General features: G+C 65.8%; 13 protein-coding genes and 1 pseudogene. 7 read left to right on the forward strand and 7 right to left on the reverse strand.

The annotated features are described in order from the left end of the window. Positions 1-7 precede the first annotated feature (7 nt). Positions 8-1,240 (reverse strand): L-2-hydroxyglutarate oxidase, encoded by a 1,233-nt coding sequence (gene lhgO / locus QK290_RS14795; RefSeq protein ID WP_282331394.1) that lies wholly within the window; start codon positions 1,238-1,240, stop codon positions 8-10. A 48-nt stretch (positions 1,241-1,288) separates the two neighbouring features. Here lhgO and QK290_RS14800 point away from each other — a divergent pair, with 48 nt between their 5' ends. Then, positions 1,289-1,990, forward strand: a complete 702-nt coding sequence (locus QK290_RS14800) for a GntR family transcriptional regulator (protein ID WP_282331395.1) — start codon at positions 1,289-1,291, stop codon at positions 1,988-1,990. Positions 1,991-2,548: 558 nt separating this feature from the next. On the opposite strand, the gene QK290_RS18685 is transcribed toward QK290_RS14800, so the two are convergent. Then, the gene (locus QK290_RS18685; protein WP_348994475.1) at positions 2,549-2,692 is read right to left on the reverse strand and encodes a hypothetical protein; all 144 of its coding nucleotides are present in this window, start codon (positions 2,690-2,692) and stop codon (positions 2,549-2,551) included. 218 nt (positions 2,693-2,910) lie between these two features. Between QK290_RS18685 and QK290_RS18690 the strand changes: the two genes are divergently transcribed. Continuing rightward, positions 2,911-3,672 (forward strand): DUF222 domain-containing protein, encoded by a 762-nt coding sequence (locus QK290_RS18690; RefSeq protein WP_348994476.1) that lies wholly within the window; start codon positions 2,911-2,913, stop codon positions 3,670-3,672. Between the two features lie 269 nt (positions 3,673-3,941). Here QK290_RS18690 and QK290_RS14810 read toward each other — a convergent pair whose 3' ends face one another. Further along, complete coding sequence (locus QK290_RS14810; RefSeq protein ID WP_282331396.1) at positions 3,942-5,555, reverse strand: phospholipase D-like domain-containing protein; 1,614 nt, start codon at positions 5,553-5,555, stop codon at positions 3,942-3,944. Positions 5,556-5,830: 275 nt separating this feature from the next. Between QK290_RS14810 and QK290_RS14815 the strand changes: the two genes are divergently transcribed. After that, positions 5,831-6,277, forward strand: a complete 447-nt coding sequence (locus QK290_RS14815) for an SRPBCC family protein (protein WP_282331397.1) — start codon at positions 5,831-5,833, stop codon at positions 6,275-6,277. Positions 6,278-6,364: 87 nt separating this feature from the next. Here QK290_RS14815 and QK290_RS14820 read toward each other — a convergent pair whose 3' ends face one another. From QK290_RS14820 to QK290_RS14835, 4 genes are all read right to left on the reverse strand, one after another. Next, positions 6,365-7,948, reverse strand: a complete 1,584-nt coding sequence (locus QK290_RS14820; RefSeq protein ID WP_282331398.1) for an APC family permease — start codon at positions 7,946-7,948, stop codon at positions 6,365-6,367. A 122-nt stretch (positions 7,949-8,070) separates the two neighbouring features. Continuing rightward, complete coding sequence (locus tag QK290_RS14825) at positions 8,071-9,726, reverse strand: GMC oxidoreductase (RefSeq protein ID WP_282331399.1); 1,656 nt, start codon at positions 9,724-9,726, stop codon at positions 8,071-8,073. Further along, entirely contained in the window at positions 9,727-11,265 is a 1,539-nt protein-coding gene (locus tag QK290_RS14830) for an aldehyde dehydrogenase family protein (protein WP_282331417.1), read from the reverse strand. A gap of 74 nt (positions 11,266-11,339) precedes the next feature. Next, positions 11,340-11,933, reverse strand: a complete 594-nt coding sequence (locus QK290_RS14835; RefSeq protein WP_282331400.1) for a TetR/AcrR family transcriptional regulator — start codon at positions 11,931-11,933, stop codon at positions 11,340-11,342. 236 nt (positions 11,934-12,169) lie between these two features. Between QK290_RS14835 and QK290_RS14840 the strand changes: the two genes are divergently transcribed. The 4 genes and pseudogenes from QK290_RS14840 to QK290_RS14855 all read left to right on the forward strand — a co-directional run bounded on the left by QK290_RS14840 (position 12,170) and on the right by QK290_RS14855 (position 18,109). Next, complete coding sequence (locus tag QK290_RS14840) at positions 12,170-13,558, forward strand: sigma 54-interacting transcriptional regulator (RefSeq protein ID WP_282331401.1); 1,389 nt, start codon at positions 12,170-12,172, stop codon at positions 13,556-13,558. Positions 13,559-13,600: 42 nt separating this feature from the next. After that, positions 13,601-15,603 (forward strand): annotated as a pseudogene (locus tag QK290_RS14845) (VWA domain-containing protein). A gap of 184 nt (positions 15,604-15,787) precedes the next feature. Continuing rightward, positions 15,788-16,297 (forward strand): phosphotransferase, encoded by a 510-nt coding sequence (locus tag QK290_RS14850; RefSeq protein ID WP_282331402.1) that lies wholly within the window; start codon positions 15,788-15,790, stop codon positions 16,295-16,297. A gap of 324 nt (positions 16,298-16,621) precedes the next feature. Beyond that, positions 16,622-18,109 carry a M20/M25/M40 family metallo-hydrolase gene (locus QK290_RS14855; protein ID WP_282331403.1) on the forward strand — a complete coding sequence of 496 codons (1,488 nt, stop codon included), beginning with the start codon at positions 16,622-16,624 and terminating at the stop codon, positions 18,107-18,109. Positions 18,110-18,123: the final 14 nt, after the last annotated feature.

Genomic DNA, 18,123 nt, shown 5'->3' on the forward strand with positions numbered 1-18,123 from the left:
CTTCCGGTTACTGCGCGCCGGCCCGCCCGGGGACGGCGCGCCCTTCGAGCGCTTGGTTGACGATGTATTCGGCGATGGCCAGGGAGGAGGTGGCCCCGGGTGAGGGGGCGTTGCGTACAAGGACTGTGTCCTGGCGGCGGGCAATCACAAAGTCATCCACGAGGGACCCGTCAGCGTTCATCGCCTGGGCACGTACACCCCGCGTGCCGGGAACGATGGACGCACCCTCGAGCGAAGGGACAAAACGCATTGCCTCGGCGATAAATTTGCGCTTGCTGACGACGGTCTGGAACTCACGCGCAGCTGACGGCAGGTTCTTGCGGGCGAAGTTCCAGAAACCAGGGAACAGCGCATAGTCCAGGACGTCGCGCACATTGACGTCCTTCCAGGAGTAGGACTCCCGTCCGAACGAGATGAAGGCGTTGGGGCCGAGCATCATTTCGCCGTCGATGCGCTTGGTGAGGTGCACTCCAAGAAAGGGATGCTGTGGATCAGGAACCGGATAGATCAGGCCCTTGACCTGGCTTCGGGCCTCCGGGCCGAGAAGAAAGTATTGTCCGAAGAACGGCACGATGCGCGGGGTGGAGGGTTCCCCCGTCGACGCGGCCAGCCGGTCGGATTGGAGCCCGGTGCAGGCCACCACAAGGTCGTAGTGTTCACCTCCGTCCCTGGTGTGAACCACGACGCCCTGCCCCTGCTGTTCAAGAGAGCGGACTTCCTGACCCAGCCTGATCTGTCCGCCTGCCTCACGGACGTCGCCGGCAAGGGCGTTGGTGATGGCGGCATAGTCGACGATGGCCGTCTCAGGCGAGTGCAGTGCCGAGATCCCCACAGCATTAGGCTCCACGTCCTTGATTTCGGCGCCGCTGAGCATCCTGGCCCCGGGTACCAGGTTGGCTTGTGCCCGGACAAAGATAGCGTCAAGCCGCCGGCTTTCCTCGGCGGTCTGGGCGATGACAAGCTTGCCGCACTGATCGTAGGGCAGCTTCTTGGCGGCGCAGTATTCCTTCAGCAGCTCGACTCCGCGGCGGCACAGGGTGGCCTTCAGCCCGCCAGGCTCGTAGTACAAGCCGGCATGGACGACCCCGGAGTTGTGGCCTGTCTGATGGGAGGCGAGTTTTTCCTCCTTTTCATAGATGGTTACCGACGCGCCTTCCAGACGGGTTGTCAGCTCCCGGGCAACGGCGACACCGATAATGCCGCCGCCGATCACGGCGCATCGCAGGGGATTTGTTGGCATGTCAATCCTCATCATTGGGCGGAAAGTTGTACGTGCGAGAATTTTCTCGTGGACAACCTTGAACGTGCAGACAACCTGACAGATCAGGCCATCACAAGACTGAGAGCTGCGATATTGGGCGGTGAGTTGAAGCCTGGGGAGCTTTACTCCGCGACCCAACTCGGTGAATGGCTGGGCGTGTCACGAACGCCGGTTCGGGAAGCAGTCCAGCAATTGGCGAAGACCGGCCTCGTTGTGGTCGAGCGCAATAAGGGCATTCGGATCCAATCCACTACGTTGGAAGACCTGATTGAAGGATTTCAGGTCCGTCTGATGCTTGAGGTGCCAGTGACCCGGCAAGCTACCGCCGTACGCACGGACGCCGATGTCCAAAGGGTCAATGAGGCGTTTCGAACATTCCAGAAAGTTTCCGAGACGGACGACCCTGCAGCTACGTTGAGAGCCGACCGGGACTTCCACCTGGCGCTGCTAACAGTCTCCGGCAATCAGCGGGTGGTGAAGCTGCTGGAGGACCTGCGCAACGTCGTCCTGCTCACGGGGGTGGAAACCGTCCCCAAGTCGCGTTCCCCCCGGGAAGCGTTTGAGGACCATCGGGACATCTACGAGGCCTTTGTGGCCGGAGAGGCCGAGAAAGCCGGACAGGCCATGCGGCGCCACATACTTAATACGGCCCGGATGCTTGTCCTTCGGGAGGCCAAAGAACGTCGCATTTCCGTGGGTGACATCGAATCAATCCTGAGCTGGACTTAGCCCGCCCTTAAAACATCGGGCGGCGGCCTTGCGCTGGCTGCCCTGATGATTTCCATGGACTACAAACTACTGCGTGTTACATGCAACATGCAACGACCTTCGCGCTACGAACATCCTCTGTGGATTTGAAATCTCCGCGAAGTCTTTAGGCGCAGCGCCAAGATGCGCTTGGCTTGAACGGCCCAGTTCGCTCAAGGCCGTTCTGAGGCCGCCGTCACCATACGGGAGCCTCTACCTGGACCCGCTCGAGGACCTGGATGCGCCGGGGCGGCCACAGCGTGTACCTCAAGTGTGTGACAGCACTGGCTGCACCCCTACGCTGGGACCGCACATGCCAACGGCCTAACCGGCTCCTAAACGCCCCTTGCCCAAGGGAGGCCCACGACGGCGGGAGGCCGCCGCCGTCGATGGCCTCCCTCCCAGATTGTCAGACCCACCTGCGATGCTTTGGGCATGGAATCCGGAGCGGTTATTGAGGCAGGAAACAGGGCCGCGATGGCGGCTGCCGTCGCCTCAGTGGGCCGCCTGGTCGAGGAGCTTGCCGGTGTTGTTTAGCCGTCACTCGGTCCTGATGGCGCTGACCGTGTCCGCGATGCAGATCCGTTGCAGGAGTTTTCGGAGGCGTGCCTGGAGGGGCTGGCGGTTCTGGCTCGGGTTGAGGCGGTGACGGCGGCGGCCAAGGTCCGCCTGGTGGCCGCCCATGCGGCCGCGGCGGCCGCGCTGGCAGGTCCGCCTGCCACCGCTTATGAGGCGTCGGCACAGGAGATGAGTCTGGTGGCCGAGACAGCCTGTGTGCTGACGATCGGGGAGCGCGCCGCAGCGGCACTGCTGGGCGAAGCCCCTGCGCTGACCACGTCGTTGCCGGCGACACTCGATGCGCTCCAAAGCGGCGTCATCGCCTGGCAGCGTGCCGCATCCTGGTGGAGGAAACCACAGGCCTCAGACCCGCCGCCGGCGCTGCATTGGAGGCGCGCTTCTTCCACCCGGAGGAACCGGCGCGCGGGGCGGCGCCGGGAGACCTGGTGCCCGCGCGGTTCCGGCGGAAGGTCAGGGCCTGGCGGGAGCGACATCATCCGGAACCCCTTGAGATACGCCGCGCGAAGAGCACGACGGACCGGCGGGTGGAAAACTCGCCGGACCGGGACGGCATGGCCTGGATCTCGCTCTACCTTCCCGGGGACACGGCCTGCGCCATCTGGAACAGGACCACCGCCCTGGCCCGGGGACTTCAGGGCCCACGGGAAGCACGCAATCTTGCCCAGCTGCGCGCCGATATCGCTGCTGGATTACTGCTTGGCAGTGCGAACCAGGACGCCGGAGAAGTGCCCTCTCCTAAAGCTGATATTCTCGTCACCGTCCCGGTCTTCTCCCTCCTCGGCCTCAACGAAGAACCCGCAGAGGTCGATGGGCTGGGGCCGGTCCCGCCATCGGTGGCACGTAAGCTCGTTGCCAACGGTGCCAACTCGTTTTACCGCGTCCTCATCGACCCCCGCGACGGGGCTCCGCTGGAAATCGGGCGCACCAGCTACCAGCTCCCGGAAACATTGAAGCGGTGGCTCAAGGTGCGGGACGGCGCATGCACCTTCCCGGGATGCAGCAACACCCTGGACAACGACGTGGACCATCTCACCGCCTGGCAGCACGGTGGGACCACCGGCATCAGCAACCTGGGACAGGCATAATGCCCGAAGCACCACCGGCTCAAACACCAGCGGCCCTGGAGGCCAACGCAGGCAACGAAGAATGAGCCGCCGGGCTGGATTTCACCCACCGGCCGGCACTATCCGGCCGAGCACCCGGACCGGGAGCCGTCGCTCATTCCACCAAGCTGCCTGCCCATTCCGGTGAGTCCCCCGGAACAGGGAGCCAGTCCTTTGGAACGGGCTATCCTGACGCGCCTCGCCGCCTGATGCTCCGGGTGTCGATGCCGTGAGGGAACGGCCTGTCCTGCTCAGAACCTGGTTGTGCCGCGCAACCTGCGCGGGCGACCGTCCGGGTCCACCAGCAGGCGGTAAACAGGATCCGCCCAGAGCCGCTGAAGGCGGGTCACCGGTTCTGTACTGTGGTGCCGCACATGTCCTTTGGGCCGGAGCGATCGGCGGCCGGTTTTGTGCCAATCGTCCAGGGCGTCCGCGGCAGCTTTCCACAAGGCGAGGCCGTCCGCAGGAGCGTTCAGCCGGGGATCACTCTGATCCAGGCCCAGGTGTTCGGCCCAGAGCTGGAGCCGGAGCTCCTTGGCCAAGGGACGGGAAGTCCCGGGACCAGCGTCTGCGCCGGGTGCTTCCCGGTGACCGGCCGCGGTGTCGATGACCGCGCAGGTAAGTTCACTGTCCGTGGTCCAGGACCGCCGGTTGAAGTTGTCGGATCCGCACGTGAACCAGGTGTCGTCAATGATGCAGACCTTGGCATGGACATAGATCGGCGTCCCGGCTGTGTTCTCCAGGTTGAACACGCCGAACCTGCCGGGGGCTGCGCGGCGCATCCTTTCGATGGCGCGCAGTTGCCCGAGCCGCTTCGGTGGGCCTCCCAGCGGACCGTCGGAGTCCGGGTAGCGGGGTACCACGGCGATCACGTTCAACCCGGGGTTCTGTTCGAGGGCCGCCGCGAGCCCGGCTGCGACCTCTGCCGACCACAGGTACTGGTCCTCGATGTAGATCAACGAGCGGGCCAGGGCGAAAGCCTTCGTGTAGGCCCGGGCGACGCCCCGCTCACCATCGGGTGCGAACGGGAACGGCGGATGCTTCACACCGTAGGTACGCAGCAGCTGCACGGCGTGAGGGCCGGCCAGTGGCGGTGGCGGCGCATTCTCCGGCAGGGGCTCGGGATGCCGGGGCATGTCGGCCAGGCGCTGGAGCAGCATCCTGTACGGCGTGCGCCGGTCCAGGGGATGGGGGTCATTCCACCTTTCTGCGAACAACTCGAGCACATCAGCCACAACCGGGCCATGCAGTTCAAGGGCGGCATCGTGCCACGGAGGCTGTTTCCCGTACCGGGGATCCATGTCCACCGCCTGCGGGTCTCCCGCATGATCGGCGTCGTCCCGGCGGCTGTGGGAGAGATCGATCCCGCCCACGAACGCGACGTCCTGCGACGGGTCGTCACGACGCCGGATGACGAACAGTTTCTGGTGATGGCAGCCGAAGAGGCGCACGCGCTGATCCAGCAGCACCTCGCCGCCGGCGTCGTTGATCTGGCGGCTGAGGTGCTCGTTCGACAGGTTGCTCATGGGGGCGGACACGCGCTCGCCGTGGGACCTCCAGATCAGGCCGCGCACTTCCACTCCGTTTCGGGCCAGCCGCGACAGCAACCCGCCGATTGTCGGCCCATCCGCCGTCAGCTTTTCGTCGCCGTCGCCACGCCAGTCGGTGAACCACACACGGTCTCCTGCATGAAGTGCCGACAGCTCCTCATGCAGCCGGGCGAAGTAGGTGGCACCGTGAATCAGGGGCCGCACGAGGTTGCCCTCCGACCAGGACGGCGATCCCGCCTTGCCCGCGTGCACATCGGCGGCCGCATTGCCCCACTCAGCGGCACTCAAGAACCAGTAACCAGCAATACTGTCCACTCGTCGTTCCCTTCAGGACCCAAAGCCGGTCAGGAAGCGTCCGGCCTAGTCAGTAGCCTACGACTGTGGTCGTCAATGTCATCGGGTTGGGGTTATCGCGGCCCCGGATTGCCTCCGCATATGGGCCGGTGGCGACGTGATTGTCCCGGGGATTCCGAAGCTCTGGACACCGGTGGCCGCCGGATTTATCGTGCAAATGTGGCGGCTGCCTGACTGGCAGGAAGGCAAATGCTGCCAGTCCGCTGTTGCTGCCGTCCGTCATAAGGTGGAAGCAGATGGACCACGTTGAAGAGACCGTTGAAGGCGCCGTCCCGGTGCGGACCGCGTACAACCAGTGGACCCAGGTCGAATCCTTTCCGCAGGTCATGTCCGGTGTGGAGTCTGTAACCCAGCTGACTGAGACCACCAACCACTGGGTCACCAAGGTGGGTGGCGTTCAGCGGGAATTCGATACCGAAATCGTTGATCAGGAGCCTGACGACCGGATTGCCTGGCGCAGCACCGACGGAAAGTCGCATGCCGGCAGCATCAGGTTTACGCCGGTGGATGCCAATCACACGAGGGTCAGAGTCCATTTCGAATGGGCGCCGGAAACCGCCACTGAGAAGGCAGGCGCGGCATTGAAGATTGACGAGATGCAGGTCAAGGCCGACATGCGGAAGTTCAAGGACTTCATCGAATCGCGCGGTACCGAGACCGGTGCCTGGCGTGGTGAGGCCTAGGACAGCGGCCCGACCGGGCAGTTCAGAAGTGCAACGGTCGACGGCGGCGCTCAGGTGAGTGCCGCCGTCGGCCTTTTCCGTTGGGTGTTACGACGCTTCCGACGCAGGGACCAGCGCATCCTCCGCAGCTTCGTGCTGCGGCGTTTTGTGCTGCCCGGCGCCCGCCGACGACGGATGTGCTGCGACTGCCGCGGCGTGCTCGGCCAGCACCCCGGTCTGGTGGCGGATCTTCAGGCGGTAGAGCAGGGTCCCGCCAATGATCACGGCGGCCACGAAGATCACGCCGCCCCACTGCAGGTACCACTCGAAGGGCGGCACTGAGTTGTAGATCTCCGGGCGGGGCCAGACCAGGTTCACCGTCATGGCACTGCCCCACAGGACCGCGAGGATGTTCACGGGCAGTCCCCACTTGCCCAGGCTGAAGCCGGGCTCGGAGCCGTCGTCGGCAAGCGGCCACTTCTTCAGGAGCCGGTTGCGCAGCAGGGGAACCGTGACCAGGAGGTAGGACAGGTAGATCAGGACGATGCTGATGCTGGACAGAATGGTGAAGATGGCAGGCTGCGTGACGTTGACCAGCAGCGGGATGACGGCGATGACGCCGATCACGATCGCCGCGACCTTGGGGGTCCTGCGGACCGGATCCACCTTGCTGAGCTGCCGGCTGAACGGCAGGTTGTTGTCCCGGGCCATGGCGAACATCATTCGGATGGCCGCAGCGTGGACAGCCAGGGTGCAGACCACAACGGCCACCACGATGCATGCCAGGAAGGCCTTGCCGAAAGGCCCGCCGAGGACGGAGAGCACGATGTACTGGAGGCCGCCGTCGGCAGATCCCACCAGGGGGTCGTTCAGGTCCGGTGCGGCCAGGATGCCGAAGAACAGGATCAGCCCGCCCAGCACGAACGAGGCCGTGACGGCGCGCAGGATGGCCTTGGGTGCCGTGCGCTTGGGGTCCTTCGTTTCCTCGCCGAGGGAGCTGGCGGTGTCGAAGCCGTACATGACGTAGCCGGAGGCCATGGCGCCGATCAGGAAGACGCCGAAGAAGCCCAGGTCGTGGCCCTCGCCGAAGCCGGCGGTTTCGAAGAAGACCTCGGGGCCCCGCACCACGTGCCAGCCCAGCGCCAGGATGAGCAGCACGGCCGCGGTCAGCTCCACGAAGACGCCGATGCTGTTGATCCTCGTCATCAGCTTCACGCCGAACGCGTTGATGAGCGTGGAGATGGTGATCATGATGGTGGCCAGCACCACGCCGTTCATGGCGAAGTCGTAGGGACCGGTGCCGTCACCGACGAACTGGAAGCCGGACCAGAGCTGCGGCAGGGTGAGCTGCAGGGCCAGCGCCACTGACCCCAGCGCCATGATGGAGGACAGCATCAGCAGCCAGCCGGCCAGCCAGGACGAGGTCCCGGACGAGAGCCGCTTGGCCCAGTTGTACACCGACCCGGCAACGGGGTAGCGGCCCGCCAGTTCGGCAAAACACAGGGCCACCATCAGCTGGCCGACGAAGACGATGGGCCAGGACCAGGCGTACGCCGGTCCGGCCATGGAAAAACCAAAGTAGAACAGTTGGAAGACGCCGGTGAGGATGGAGATGTAGCTGACGCCTGCGGCGAAGCTGGCAAACTTGCCGATGCTCCGGTCCAGGGTCTGGGTATAGCCAAATTCGTCCATGCCGCTTGAATCAATACTCTTGCTGGGTTCCAAAATGTGAACTCCTATGTCAGAAAAGTACGCGCGATGCACCCCGCGGCCGCCATTGGACGCGGGATCAAAAAACCTCCGGAACTTGCCTCTCAGGCGAAGGACGGGCTGAGTTCCTCCTCATTCTTTGCAGCGCCATCGGTGTGGCCGGCGCGGATGAGGTCGGCCCGAATCAAATCAGCACAGCGCTCGCCGATCATCATGACGGTGATGTTGGGGTTGACGGTGACGTGTTCAGGCATCACGGAGGCATCCGCCACGCGCAGGCCGGTGACGCCCTTGACCCGCAGCTCGGGATCCAGCGGTGACATCCCGTCGTCGGGCGGCCCCATCCGGACCGTACCCACCGGGTGGTACACGGTGTTGTGGGTCTTGCGGATGTACTCCCGCAGCTCCTCGTCCGTCTGCGCCTCGACGCCGGGCGATAGCTCGCGGCCGGTCCATTCGGCCATGGCGGGCTGGGCGGCGATTTCGCGCGCCTTGCGGATGCCGGCCACCATGACCCGCATGTCGTGGCCGTCGGGATCCGTGAAATAGCGCGGATCCACCATGGGCTTGTCGCGGAAATCGCGGCTGCGCAGCCTGACGGTACCGCGGGAGCGGGCGTGCGTGACGTTCGGGGTGAGGCTGAAGCCGTTCTCCGTGGTGGGGTAGCCGTGCCGCAGGGTGTTCATGTCGAACGGGACGGAACCATAGTGCATCATCAAATCCGGACGGTCCAGGCCGTCCTCGGTGGGCGTGAAGATGCCGATTTCCCACCACTGGGTAGAGGTCTGCACCATGGGCTGCTTGGCCTCGAACTGGACCACGCCTTCGGGGTGGTCCTGCAGGTTTTCGCCCACGCCGGGGGAGTCCACCAGGACCTCGATGCCGTGTGCGGCGAGGTGTGCTGGCGGGCCGATACCGGAGAGCATCAGCAGCTTGGGCGAGTCGATGGCGCCGGTGGACAGGATGACTTCACGGTACGCGGAGAGCCGGTGCGTGCGGCCGAACGCCGAGTCCACCACGTCCACGCCTGTGCAGCGCTTGTCCGCGTCGAACACCAGCTGGCGGGCGCGCAGGCCGGTCAGCAGGGTGAAGTTTTCACGTTCCATGATGGGGTGGATGTAGGAGACCGAGCTGGAGGACCGGATGCCGTCCGCACGGCGGTTGATCTGGAAGAAGTTGGCGCCGTTGACCACGGTGGTGCCGGTGTTGAATTTCGCTCGCGGGATGCCGGCCTGTTCGCAGGCGTCCAAAAGCGCGACGCCGGCAGGATCCACCGGGGGCACGTTCATCAGGTGCACGGGGCCCGAGTCGCCGTGGTGCGGCGCGTCCGGCCCGGCGTCCTCGTTGGTTTCCAACCGCTTGTAGAGGGGCCAGACGGCGTCGGCGTTCCAGCCGGTGGCGCCGTATTTGGACTCCCACTCGTCAAGGTCTTCGCGGGGAGCCCAGAACGCGATGCACGAGTTGTGGCTGGAGCAGCCGCCCATCACCTTGGCACGGGCGTGGCGCAAGAAGGAGTTGCCGTTTTCCTGCGGTTCCACCGGGTAGTCCCAGTCGTAGCCGGATTCGAGCAGCTCCATCCAACGGTCCAGCTGCAGGATTTCTGGCAGGTTGCGGTCATCTGGCCCGGCCTCCACGAGGACGACGGTGACGTCCGGATCCTCGCTCAGCCGGGCGGCGACGGCGGCACCCGCGGATCCGCCGCCGATGACGACGTAGTCGAACCCGCGGTCGGTGACGTCGTCGATGTTGTCGTAATGCATCTAGTTCTCCTTGCCGTGGTCAGCAAACCAGCCGGTGACCTGCGGGCTGGTGTTCTGGTAGATGTGCTTGGCTTCCTGGTATTCGGCCAGGCCGGTCGGGCCAAGCTCGCGGCCGACGCCGGACTGGCCGAAGCCGCCCCACTCGGCCTGCGGGAGGTAGGGGTGGTAGTCGTTGATCCAGATGGTGCCGTGCCGCAGCCGGGATGCCACGCGCTGGGCTTTTCCGGCGTCCTGTGTCCAAACCGCGCCGGCCAGCCCGTAGACCGTGTCGTTGGCGGTAGCTACCGCTTCGTCCTCGGTGCGGAACGTTTCCACCGTCACCACCGGGCCGAACGCCTCGTCGATGACCACGGACATGCCTCTTTCCACCCGGTCCAGGATGGTGGGCTGGTAGTAGAACCCGCCGTCGTACTTTTCGCCTCGCGGCGCCGCGCCGCCGGTCCGCAGCCGAGCACCCTCCTGGATGCCGCGCTGGACGTAGGCGTGGACTTTGTCGCGGTGGGCCCCCGAAATCAGCGGCCCGGTTTCTGCCGCGTCATCGAATGGCCCGCCGAGCCGGACGTCCCGGGCACGCCGGACCAGCTCGTCCACGAAGCGTTCGGCGATCGATTCCTCCACCACCAGCCGCGCCCCGGCGGAGCAGACCTGCCCGGAGTGGACGAACGCGCCGTTCAGGGCATTGTCGACGGCGGCATCGAAGTTCGCGTCCGCGAACACCACGTTGGGGTTCTTGCCGCCAAGCTCCAGGGCCACCTTCTTGACGGTGCCGGCGGCGGCCGCCGCGATGCGCTTGCCGGTTTCCAGCCCGCCGGTGAAGGACACGAGGTCGACGGCGGGGTGTTCCGAGAGCGGCGCGCCCGCCTCCGCGCCGGCGCCGGTCACGAGGTTGGCGACGCCGTCCGGCATGCCGAGGTCCTGCAGCAGCTGCATGGCCAGAATGGCGGTGGACGGGGTGAGCTCGGAGGGCTTAAGGACGAACGTGCAGCCGGCGGCCAGCGCGGGCGCGATCTTCCACGCCGCCTGGAGCAGGGGGTAGTTCCACGGCGTGATCAGGCCGCACACACCCACAGGCTCGTAGACGATTTTGCTGACGACGGCGGGGTTCCCGGCGTCGACCATGCGGCCCGCCTGCTGCCCGGCCAGCCTGCCGAAGTACTCGAAGCAGGCGGCAATGTCGTCCATGTCGATGCGGCTTTCGACCATGCGCTTGCCGGTGTCCAGCGACTCGGCGCGGGCGAACTTTTCCCGGCGTTCGCGCAGTCCGGCGGCGACTTTCAGGAGGAAGGTGCCGCGCTCGGGGGCCGGGATGTTCGACCAGGTTCCGGAGTCGAAGGCTGCACGGGCTGCGGCAATGGCGCGTTCCGCATCCTCCCGGCCGGCCTCCGAGACCGTGGCCACCAGTTCGCCGTCGGCGGGGTTTCGGATTTCGCGGACAGCGCCCGAGGCGGCTGCCTCCCAAGCACCGTTGATGAACAGGGTGGAGGCTGTTTCAGTTTTTTTGGTGTGGGGGACGTCCCGAAGGGGTGTGGCGTAAGTCATAGGAAGGACAGTAGCTGACATTGAACGAGTGTTCAATACTTTTTTGAACACTCGTTCAATGCTACCTGGCGGGCTTACTCCTGAAGCGGCGCGAAGGCGATCTGTTCCGTGCGGGCGATACTTCTCTGGATGGAGGCCTCATCAACGCCGAGAAGCGCCGTCAGCCACATGCCGTTTTGGATGACCACAATGTCGGCCGCCCGCTCCCGGCAGGCCTCCCAGGAGAGGCCGGGTTGGGCGTTGGAAACCAGTGCAGCGAGGCCGTCGAGATAGCGGTCGAAGGCCTCGGCGTTGATCTGGGCATAGCCCTCGTCCGCCTGGGCCAGGGCCCAAAGGTGGAGGCGCAGGGACAGATAACGGGTGGTCAGCAGGTCAGCGGCTGCCACTCGCCGCAGGGCCTGGCGCAACTGTTCCTCCGGGCCTGACGACGGGTCCGGCGCCACCAGCAGAAGGTCATGCTCGTCGACCCGGCGCAGGGCAGCCCGTATCAGGCTCGTCTTGTCGTCGTAGTAGTAGTTCACCAGGCCAAGCGCGACGCCGGCTTCGCGGGCCACAGCCCGCATGCTCACACCCGAGATGCCGTGGCGGGACAGCAGATCCAGCGCCGCCTCGAGAATACGCGACTGTCTGTCCATCTGTTCGCCGGTGTTCACGGCCTTGGTCCCCATCTGGCCAGACTATTGCCTAAGCCCTACCAAGTGCACTTTCAGGGGCACATGACCGGGGTCTCCCCGTGGCGCACCAAAAGAAGCGGGGGTGCCAGACGGACCCGAAGGAGGTGCCGGCGATTCCGGCGGCATGGCTGCGGTCATCAGGATCATGCGTAAGACGCACGGCGCCCTTGTGAGCAGGGAATCTGGACAAATCTCTCGATCCCCGCCCTGTAGAGGTCTACCGTAGAGGAGTGAGTGATCGCCCCGATATCTTCACTGTTGGTGAACTGCGTGCCTCCGGCCACGTGCACAAGGACCTGCGCCGCGAAATCCGCGACAACCTGCTCGCCGCGCTCGCCGCCGGCACCGATCCCTGGCCCGGGATGTTCGGTTTCAGCCGGACCGTCCTGCCCCAGCTCGAGCGGGCCCTGCTCGCCGGCCACGACATCGTCCTGCTCGGCGAAAGGGGGCAGGGCAAGACCCGGCTGCTGCGCACCCTGGCCGGGCTGCTGGACGAGTGGTCGCCGGTGATCGAGGAATCGGAACTCAACGAACACCCGTACGAACCCATCACCGAGCAATCCCGTGCCCGCGTCCTCACCGAAGGGGACCGGCTGCGGGTGGCCTGGCGCCACCGCTCCGAACGGTACGTCGAAAAGCTTGCGACGCCGGACACCTCCGTCGCCGACCTGATCGGGGACATCGACCCGATGCGCGTGGCCGAGGGCCGACGCCTCGGGGACCCGGAAACCATCCACTACGGCCTGGTCCCGCGTTCCAACCGCGGGATCATAGCCGTCAACGAGCTGCCCGACCTCGCCGAGCGCATCCAGGTTTCGATGCTGAACGTGATGGAGGAACGCGACATCCAGATCCGCGGCTACGTGCTGCGGCTGCCGTTGGACGTCCTCGTGGTCGCGTCCGCCAACCCCGAGGATTACACGAACCGCGGCCGGATCATCACGCCGCTGCGGGACCGCTTCGGCGCCGAGATCCGCACCCACTACCCCCTGGAGCTTGACGACGAGGTGGCCGTCATCAAGCAGGAGGGGCAGCTGGTGGCCGGCGTCCCGCCCGTCATCCTTGAGATCCTGGCCCGTTACACCCGGGCGCTGCGGCAGTCCCCGGCGATCAACCAGACCTCCGGGGTGTCCGCACGCTTCGCCATCGCGGGCGCCGAAACCGTGGCCGCGGCAGCCCTTCGCCGGGCCAGTGTGCGCGGCGAGGACGAGGCCGTGGCCCGGATCATCGACCTGGACGCGGCGGTGGAAGTCCTTGGCGGCAAGATTGAGTTCGAGTCCGGTGAGGAAGGGCGTGAACAGGAGATTCTGGACCATCTCCTGCGCATGGCCACGGCGGAAGCCGTGCGGGCGCACTTCCATGGCATCGACATGGGGCAGCTTGTGGCCGCGCTCGATGGCCACACCACGGTGACCACGGGGGAACTGGTCACCGCGCGGGAGTTCCTGGACAACCTCCCGTCGCTCAACGGCTCCCGCCTCTACGACGACATCAGTGAGCGACTGGGGGCGACGAACGACGGGCAGCGGGCCGCCGCCGTCGAACTGGCCTTGGAAGGCCTCTACCTCGCCCGGCGGATCGCCAAGGAGTCAGACGATGAGGCGACGGTTTACGGCTAAAAGCTACCTCGCGTAGTTCGAAAGCTTGAGGACAGGAGGGCCATGAGCGTTCACAACCGGTCCAGGTACAGCCGGTACAGGGGCGGGCCGGATCCGCTCGCGCCGCCGGTGGACCTGGCGGAAGCGCTGGACGCCGTGGCCGAGGACGTCATGGCCGGCTACTCACCCCGGCACGCCCTCCATGAATACCTGCGCCGCGGCGGCCGCAGCCGCGAAGGCCTGGACGACCTCGCCGGCCGCGTCCAGCAGCGCCGCAAGGACCTCCTGGGCCGGCACAAGCTGGACGGCACCCTGAACGAAGTCCAGAAGCTGCTGGACACCGCGGTGCTGGAGGAACGCAAACAGCTGGCCCGCGACGCCATGATGGACAACACCGACCGCGCCCTCCGGGAGATGCAGCTACAGAACCTGCCCCGGTCCACGGCTGCAGCGGTCAACGAACTGGCCTCCTATGACTGGCAGTCGAGCACGGCCCGGGAAGCCTACGAGCGGATCAAGGACCTGCTGGGCCGCGAGGTCCTGGACCAGCGGTTCGCCGGCATGAAGCAGGCGCTGGAGAACGCGACCGATGACGACCGTGCGGCCGTCAACGAGATGCTGCAGGACCTCAACGGGCTCCTCGACAAACACCGGCGCGGCGAGGACGCCGACACGGACTTCCAGAACTTCATGGCCAAACACGGCCACCACTTTCCCGAGAGTCCACAGTCCGTCGAGGATCTGATCGACGCCCTCGCCCAGCGCGCGGCCGCAGCCCAGCGGATGCTGCAATCCATGTCCCGGGAGCAGCGGGAGGAGCTGATGAACCTCTCCGCCCAGGCCTTCGGCTCGCCCCAACTCATGGCCCAGCTCGGCCAACTCGACGACAACCTGCGCGCTCTGCGCCCGGCGAAGGCTGGACCGGCTCCGAACGCTTCGAGGGCGAGGAGGGGCTCGGCCTGGGCGACGGCACGGGTATGCTGCAGGACCTCGCCGAGCTGGACGAGCTGTCCGAGCAGCTCTCCCAGTCCTACAACGGATCCAGCCTGGACGACCTGGACCTCGACGCGCTCGCCCGCCAGCTCGGGCAGGATGCCGCCGTGACGGCACGTACCCTTGCGGAGATTGAGCGCGCAATGCACGACGGCGGGTACCTCCAACGCGGGCCGGACGGGGATCTCCGGTTGTCACCGCAGTCCATGCGGCGGCTCGGGCGGGCGCTGCTGCGGGCTACGGCGAAGCAACTCTCCAGCCGGCAGGGGCGCCGGGACACGCGCGTTGCCGGGGCAGCGGGGGAGCAGACCGGCTCCAGCCGCCCGTGGGAGTTCGGTGACGCCGAGCCGTGGGACGTCACACGGACCATCACCAACGCGATCCGCCGGACGATTGCCGACGGCGGAGACCCGGGCAGCGGGCTGCGCCTCGCCGCGGACGACATCGAAGTGGCGGAAACTGAGGCGCGCACCCAGGCCGCCGTGGTCCTGCTCGTGGACGTGTCCTTCTCGATGGCCGCACAGGGACGCTGGGTGCCCATGAAACGCACCGCGCTCGCCCTGCACCACCTCATTACAACGCGCTTCCGCGGCGACCGGCTGCAGCTGATCACGTTCGGCCGCTACGCGCAGCCCATGGACATTGGCGAGCTCACCGCCTTGCCGCCCTTCCAGAGCAAGGGAACCAATCTGCACCACGGTTTACTGCTGGCCGGCCGGTTCTTCCGCAAGCACCCGTCCATGCAGCCGGTCCTCTTGGTGGTGACCGACGGCGAACCAACCGCGCACCTGCTTGCCGGCGGCGAGACCTGGTTCGACTACCCGCCGGACCCGGAGACCATCCGGATCACCGTGGCCGAGCTCGACCGCCTGGGGCGTGCCGGTACGCAGGTCACGTTCTTCCGGCTCGGCGACGATCCCGGCCTGGAACGGTTCGTCCAGCGGATGGCGCGCCGGGTTGGCGGCCGGGTGGTGGCGCCCGAGACCGATGATCTGGGGGCCGCCGTGGTGGGGGAGTACCTCCGAGCCCACTTCCGCGGCCGGGCGTACGGCGACGACGACTGGGCACAATAGGTGGCCGTTCGGCAGGTGCGGAAATGCCACCAGCCACGGTGGACGTGAGCGAGACGGTCGTCCAGTGCCTTGTCCGGCAGCAGCGTCCCGACCTCCGCGATCTTCCGCTGGCACGGATTGCGAATGGCCGGGACCCGTCCATGCCGGCCGGCCGACGTCGGACTTTCCGTGGCCGTGGAGCATCGTGCGGTGGATCCCTGGCGCCGCCGCGGCTGACGTCGACCCCGCTGAGCGCGGACCGGCCGCTGAAGGTCTGGCCGAATTCCTCCTGTCGCTCCACATGCCCGCCGAAGCCGGCGTCCCGGTGAATCCTTTCCGCGGTGTGCCGCTGACAGATCGTGACTCGGCGGTGGTGGAACGGCTCGGGGACCGCGAGCGCTACCCTCAGGCGGCAGCACTCGGCGCCGTATGGGCGCAGGCCTGCACCGCAAATGCCTGGGATGGTCCGGCGATGATGCTCCGTGGGGACCTTCACCCGGGCAACATTCTGCTGGCGGACGACGGCACGCTGGCTGGTGTTATCGATTTCGGCGATGTCGGGGCCGGGGACCCGGCTGTCGATCTTGCGGTGGCGTGGCTGATGTTCGACGCCGGCGCCCGCCAGCGATTCATCGACGCCTTTGGCCCTGCGGTGCAAGGGGACACCTGGATGGGGGCAGGGGCTGGGCTCTCGTCCTGTCCACCGCCATGGTGAGCAACTCCGACGACAACCCGCGGATGCTCGCCGTGGGCGAGTTCGCGATCAGGCAGGTCCTGGAGGGCTGACTTGGGGAAACCGCCACAGGCAGGAAGCGGCGGATAACGACCTGAAGTAGTGAGCTGGCCGTGTTGGGTGCACGTTTTCCCCGGAGCAATACAGGTGGCTCGCACTTCCGCCACCCGGCGTTTCCGGCGCAGGTCGTTCTGACTTGTTCCGTCTTCGGCCGGACGCCGTACTCGGAACTATCTAACTCAGCTGTGTCGGGACCGCACGTGGCACGGGATTGAGGTATACGTATGCATAGCTGATAATTGCTGGATGAATGCAAAAATCAGAGGTCCACGTGCGGAGTTCACTCCGGCCCATCAGATCATCGACGCCGACGGCGATGCGGCGTTGGAGGAGGTGCGCCGCGCTTTGCGTATGCCTTCATTCAGCGACACCGGTGAGGGGATCGGAGCTGCTGCGGAGTATTTTTTCGCACTGTTGGGCCGTGTGTGCCCTGACGCCGCGATCGTTCCCACGGCAGGCTATCCGGTCGTTTTGGGGACGGCCCGGTCATCTATGCCGTCGGCTCCCACCTTGATTGTGTATGGACTATACGATGTGACGCCGACAATGGCACATGAGTGGACGGTGGACCCGCTGGCAGCTGAGGTTATTGATGCCCGCGATCTCGGACTGTTGCCCCACCTTGGCCCGGTGGTGGCCGGCAGGGGTGCCAATAATCACAAGGGGCCTGTGATAGCCGCGATTCTCGCGGTCGAGGCCATGCAGCAGGCCGGTGTGGACTTGCCGGTCAACCTGATCTTCGTGATCGAAGGCGAAGAGGAGATCGGCAGCCCGAGCTTGCCGGGATTTGTGGAGAAACACCGGGAGCTGCTGCTGAGTGCCGACGGCATCTGGCTGCCCTGCATGCAGCAGAATTCCTCGGGCGTCATGACGGTCCGCCGCGGGTTTAAGGGGTGTGTGTTTGCACAGATTACTTGCCGTGGCGGTGCATGGGGCGGTCCTGCCGATGGGCGGCATATCTGGGCTGGGAATTCGGCGTGGATCGACGCGCCCATGATGCAGCTGGTGCGGGCCCTGGGCACGATGTATGACGATGAGCAGCGGGTCACCATCGATGGGGTAGGAGCTGTCGCGGAGGCGGCCTCGCTGCAGTTCGCCGACGACATCGCCAAGGTATCGGCCGGTTTCCGTGAGAATCCAGCATGGTCGGCAAATATGCTGGGCAACCTGCACGTTGAACGGGCGCTGGCCGGTAAAGACATTGCGGACCATGTGGAAAATTACATGACCGGTGTCAACATGAACATCCAGGGTATTACCGGGGGCTACCAGGGCCCGACGTTCTATACCTCGCTCCCCGGGGAAGCCAGCGCTAGAGTTGATTTCCGGTTTCCGCCTGGGTTGACTCCAGAGGAGTTCGTCCAGGCCCTGCGCGGGCATCTGGACCGGCGAGGCTTCGGCCACGTGGACATTGACATTCCGCGCGGTTATGCCGGTGCGCCGTCGATGCCCGATGACCATGATGTCCTGCTGGATGCGGGGATCGTCACGGCCGCCCGTTACGGGGTGGAGACGGCGGTGTGGCCGATCGCGAACAACTGCTGCCCGGCCTCGCTCTTCACCGCTTTGGGCAAGCAGATCCCGTTCAGTGTGGCAGGACTCGGCCATGGCGATCGGGCCCATGCCGCTGACGAGTATTTCACGGTGGGTTCTGTGGAGAAGCTGATGCACTTCACCGTCGACTATCTTGGCGACTTTGCCGACGCAGCGACCCGTAAGTCGGTGACGGACTGACGCCGTCACAACAT

This window comes from Pseudarthrobacter sp. AL07, assembly GCF_029960665.1.
In the GTDB taxonomy this organism is placed as follows: Bacteria; Actinomycetota; Actinomycetes; order Actinomycetales; family Micrococcaceae; genus Arthrobacter.

Bases quoted from the DNA above. Each gene is read 5' to 3' on its own strand.
- QK290_RS18685 (WP_348994475.1), bottom strand. From the start codon at position 2,692: ATGGGCGGCCACCAGGCGGACCTTGGCCGCCGCCGTCACCGCCTCAAC.
- QK290_RS14855 (WP_282331403.1), top strand. From the start codon at position 16,622: ATGAATGCAAAAATCAGAGGTCCACGTGCGGAGTTCACTCCGGCCCAT.
- QK290_RS14815 (WP_282331397.1), top strand. From the start codon at position 5,831: ATGGACCACGTTGAAGAGACCGTTGAAGGCGCCGTCCCGGTGCGGACC.
- QK290_RS14825 (WP_282331399.1), bottom strand. From the start codon at position 9,726: ATGCATTACGACAACATCGACGACGTCACCGACCGCGGGTTCGACTAC.
- QK290_RS14830 (WP_282331417.1), bottom strand. From the start codon at position 11,265: ATGACTTACGCCACACCCCTTCGGGACGTCCCCCACACCAAAAAAACT.
- QK290_RS14820 (WP_282331398.1), bottom strand. From the start codon at position 7,948: ATGGACGAATTTGGCTATACCCAGACCCTGGACCGGAGCATCGGCAAG.
- lhgO (WP_282331394.1), bottom strand. From the start codon at position 1,240: ATGCCAACAAATCCCCTGCGATGCGCCGTGATCGGCGGCGGCATTATC.
- QK290_RS14835 (WP_282331400.1), bottom strand. From the start codon at position 11,933: ATGGGGACCAAGGCCGTGAACACCGGCGAACAGATGGACAGACAGTCG.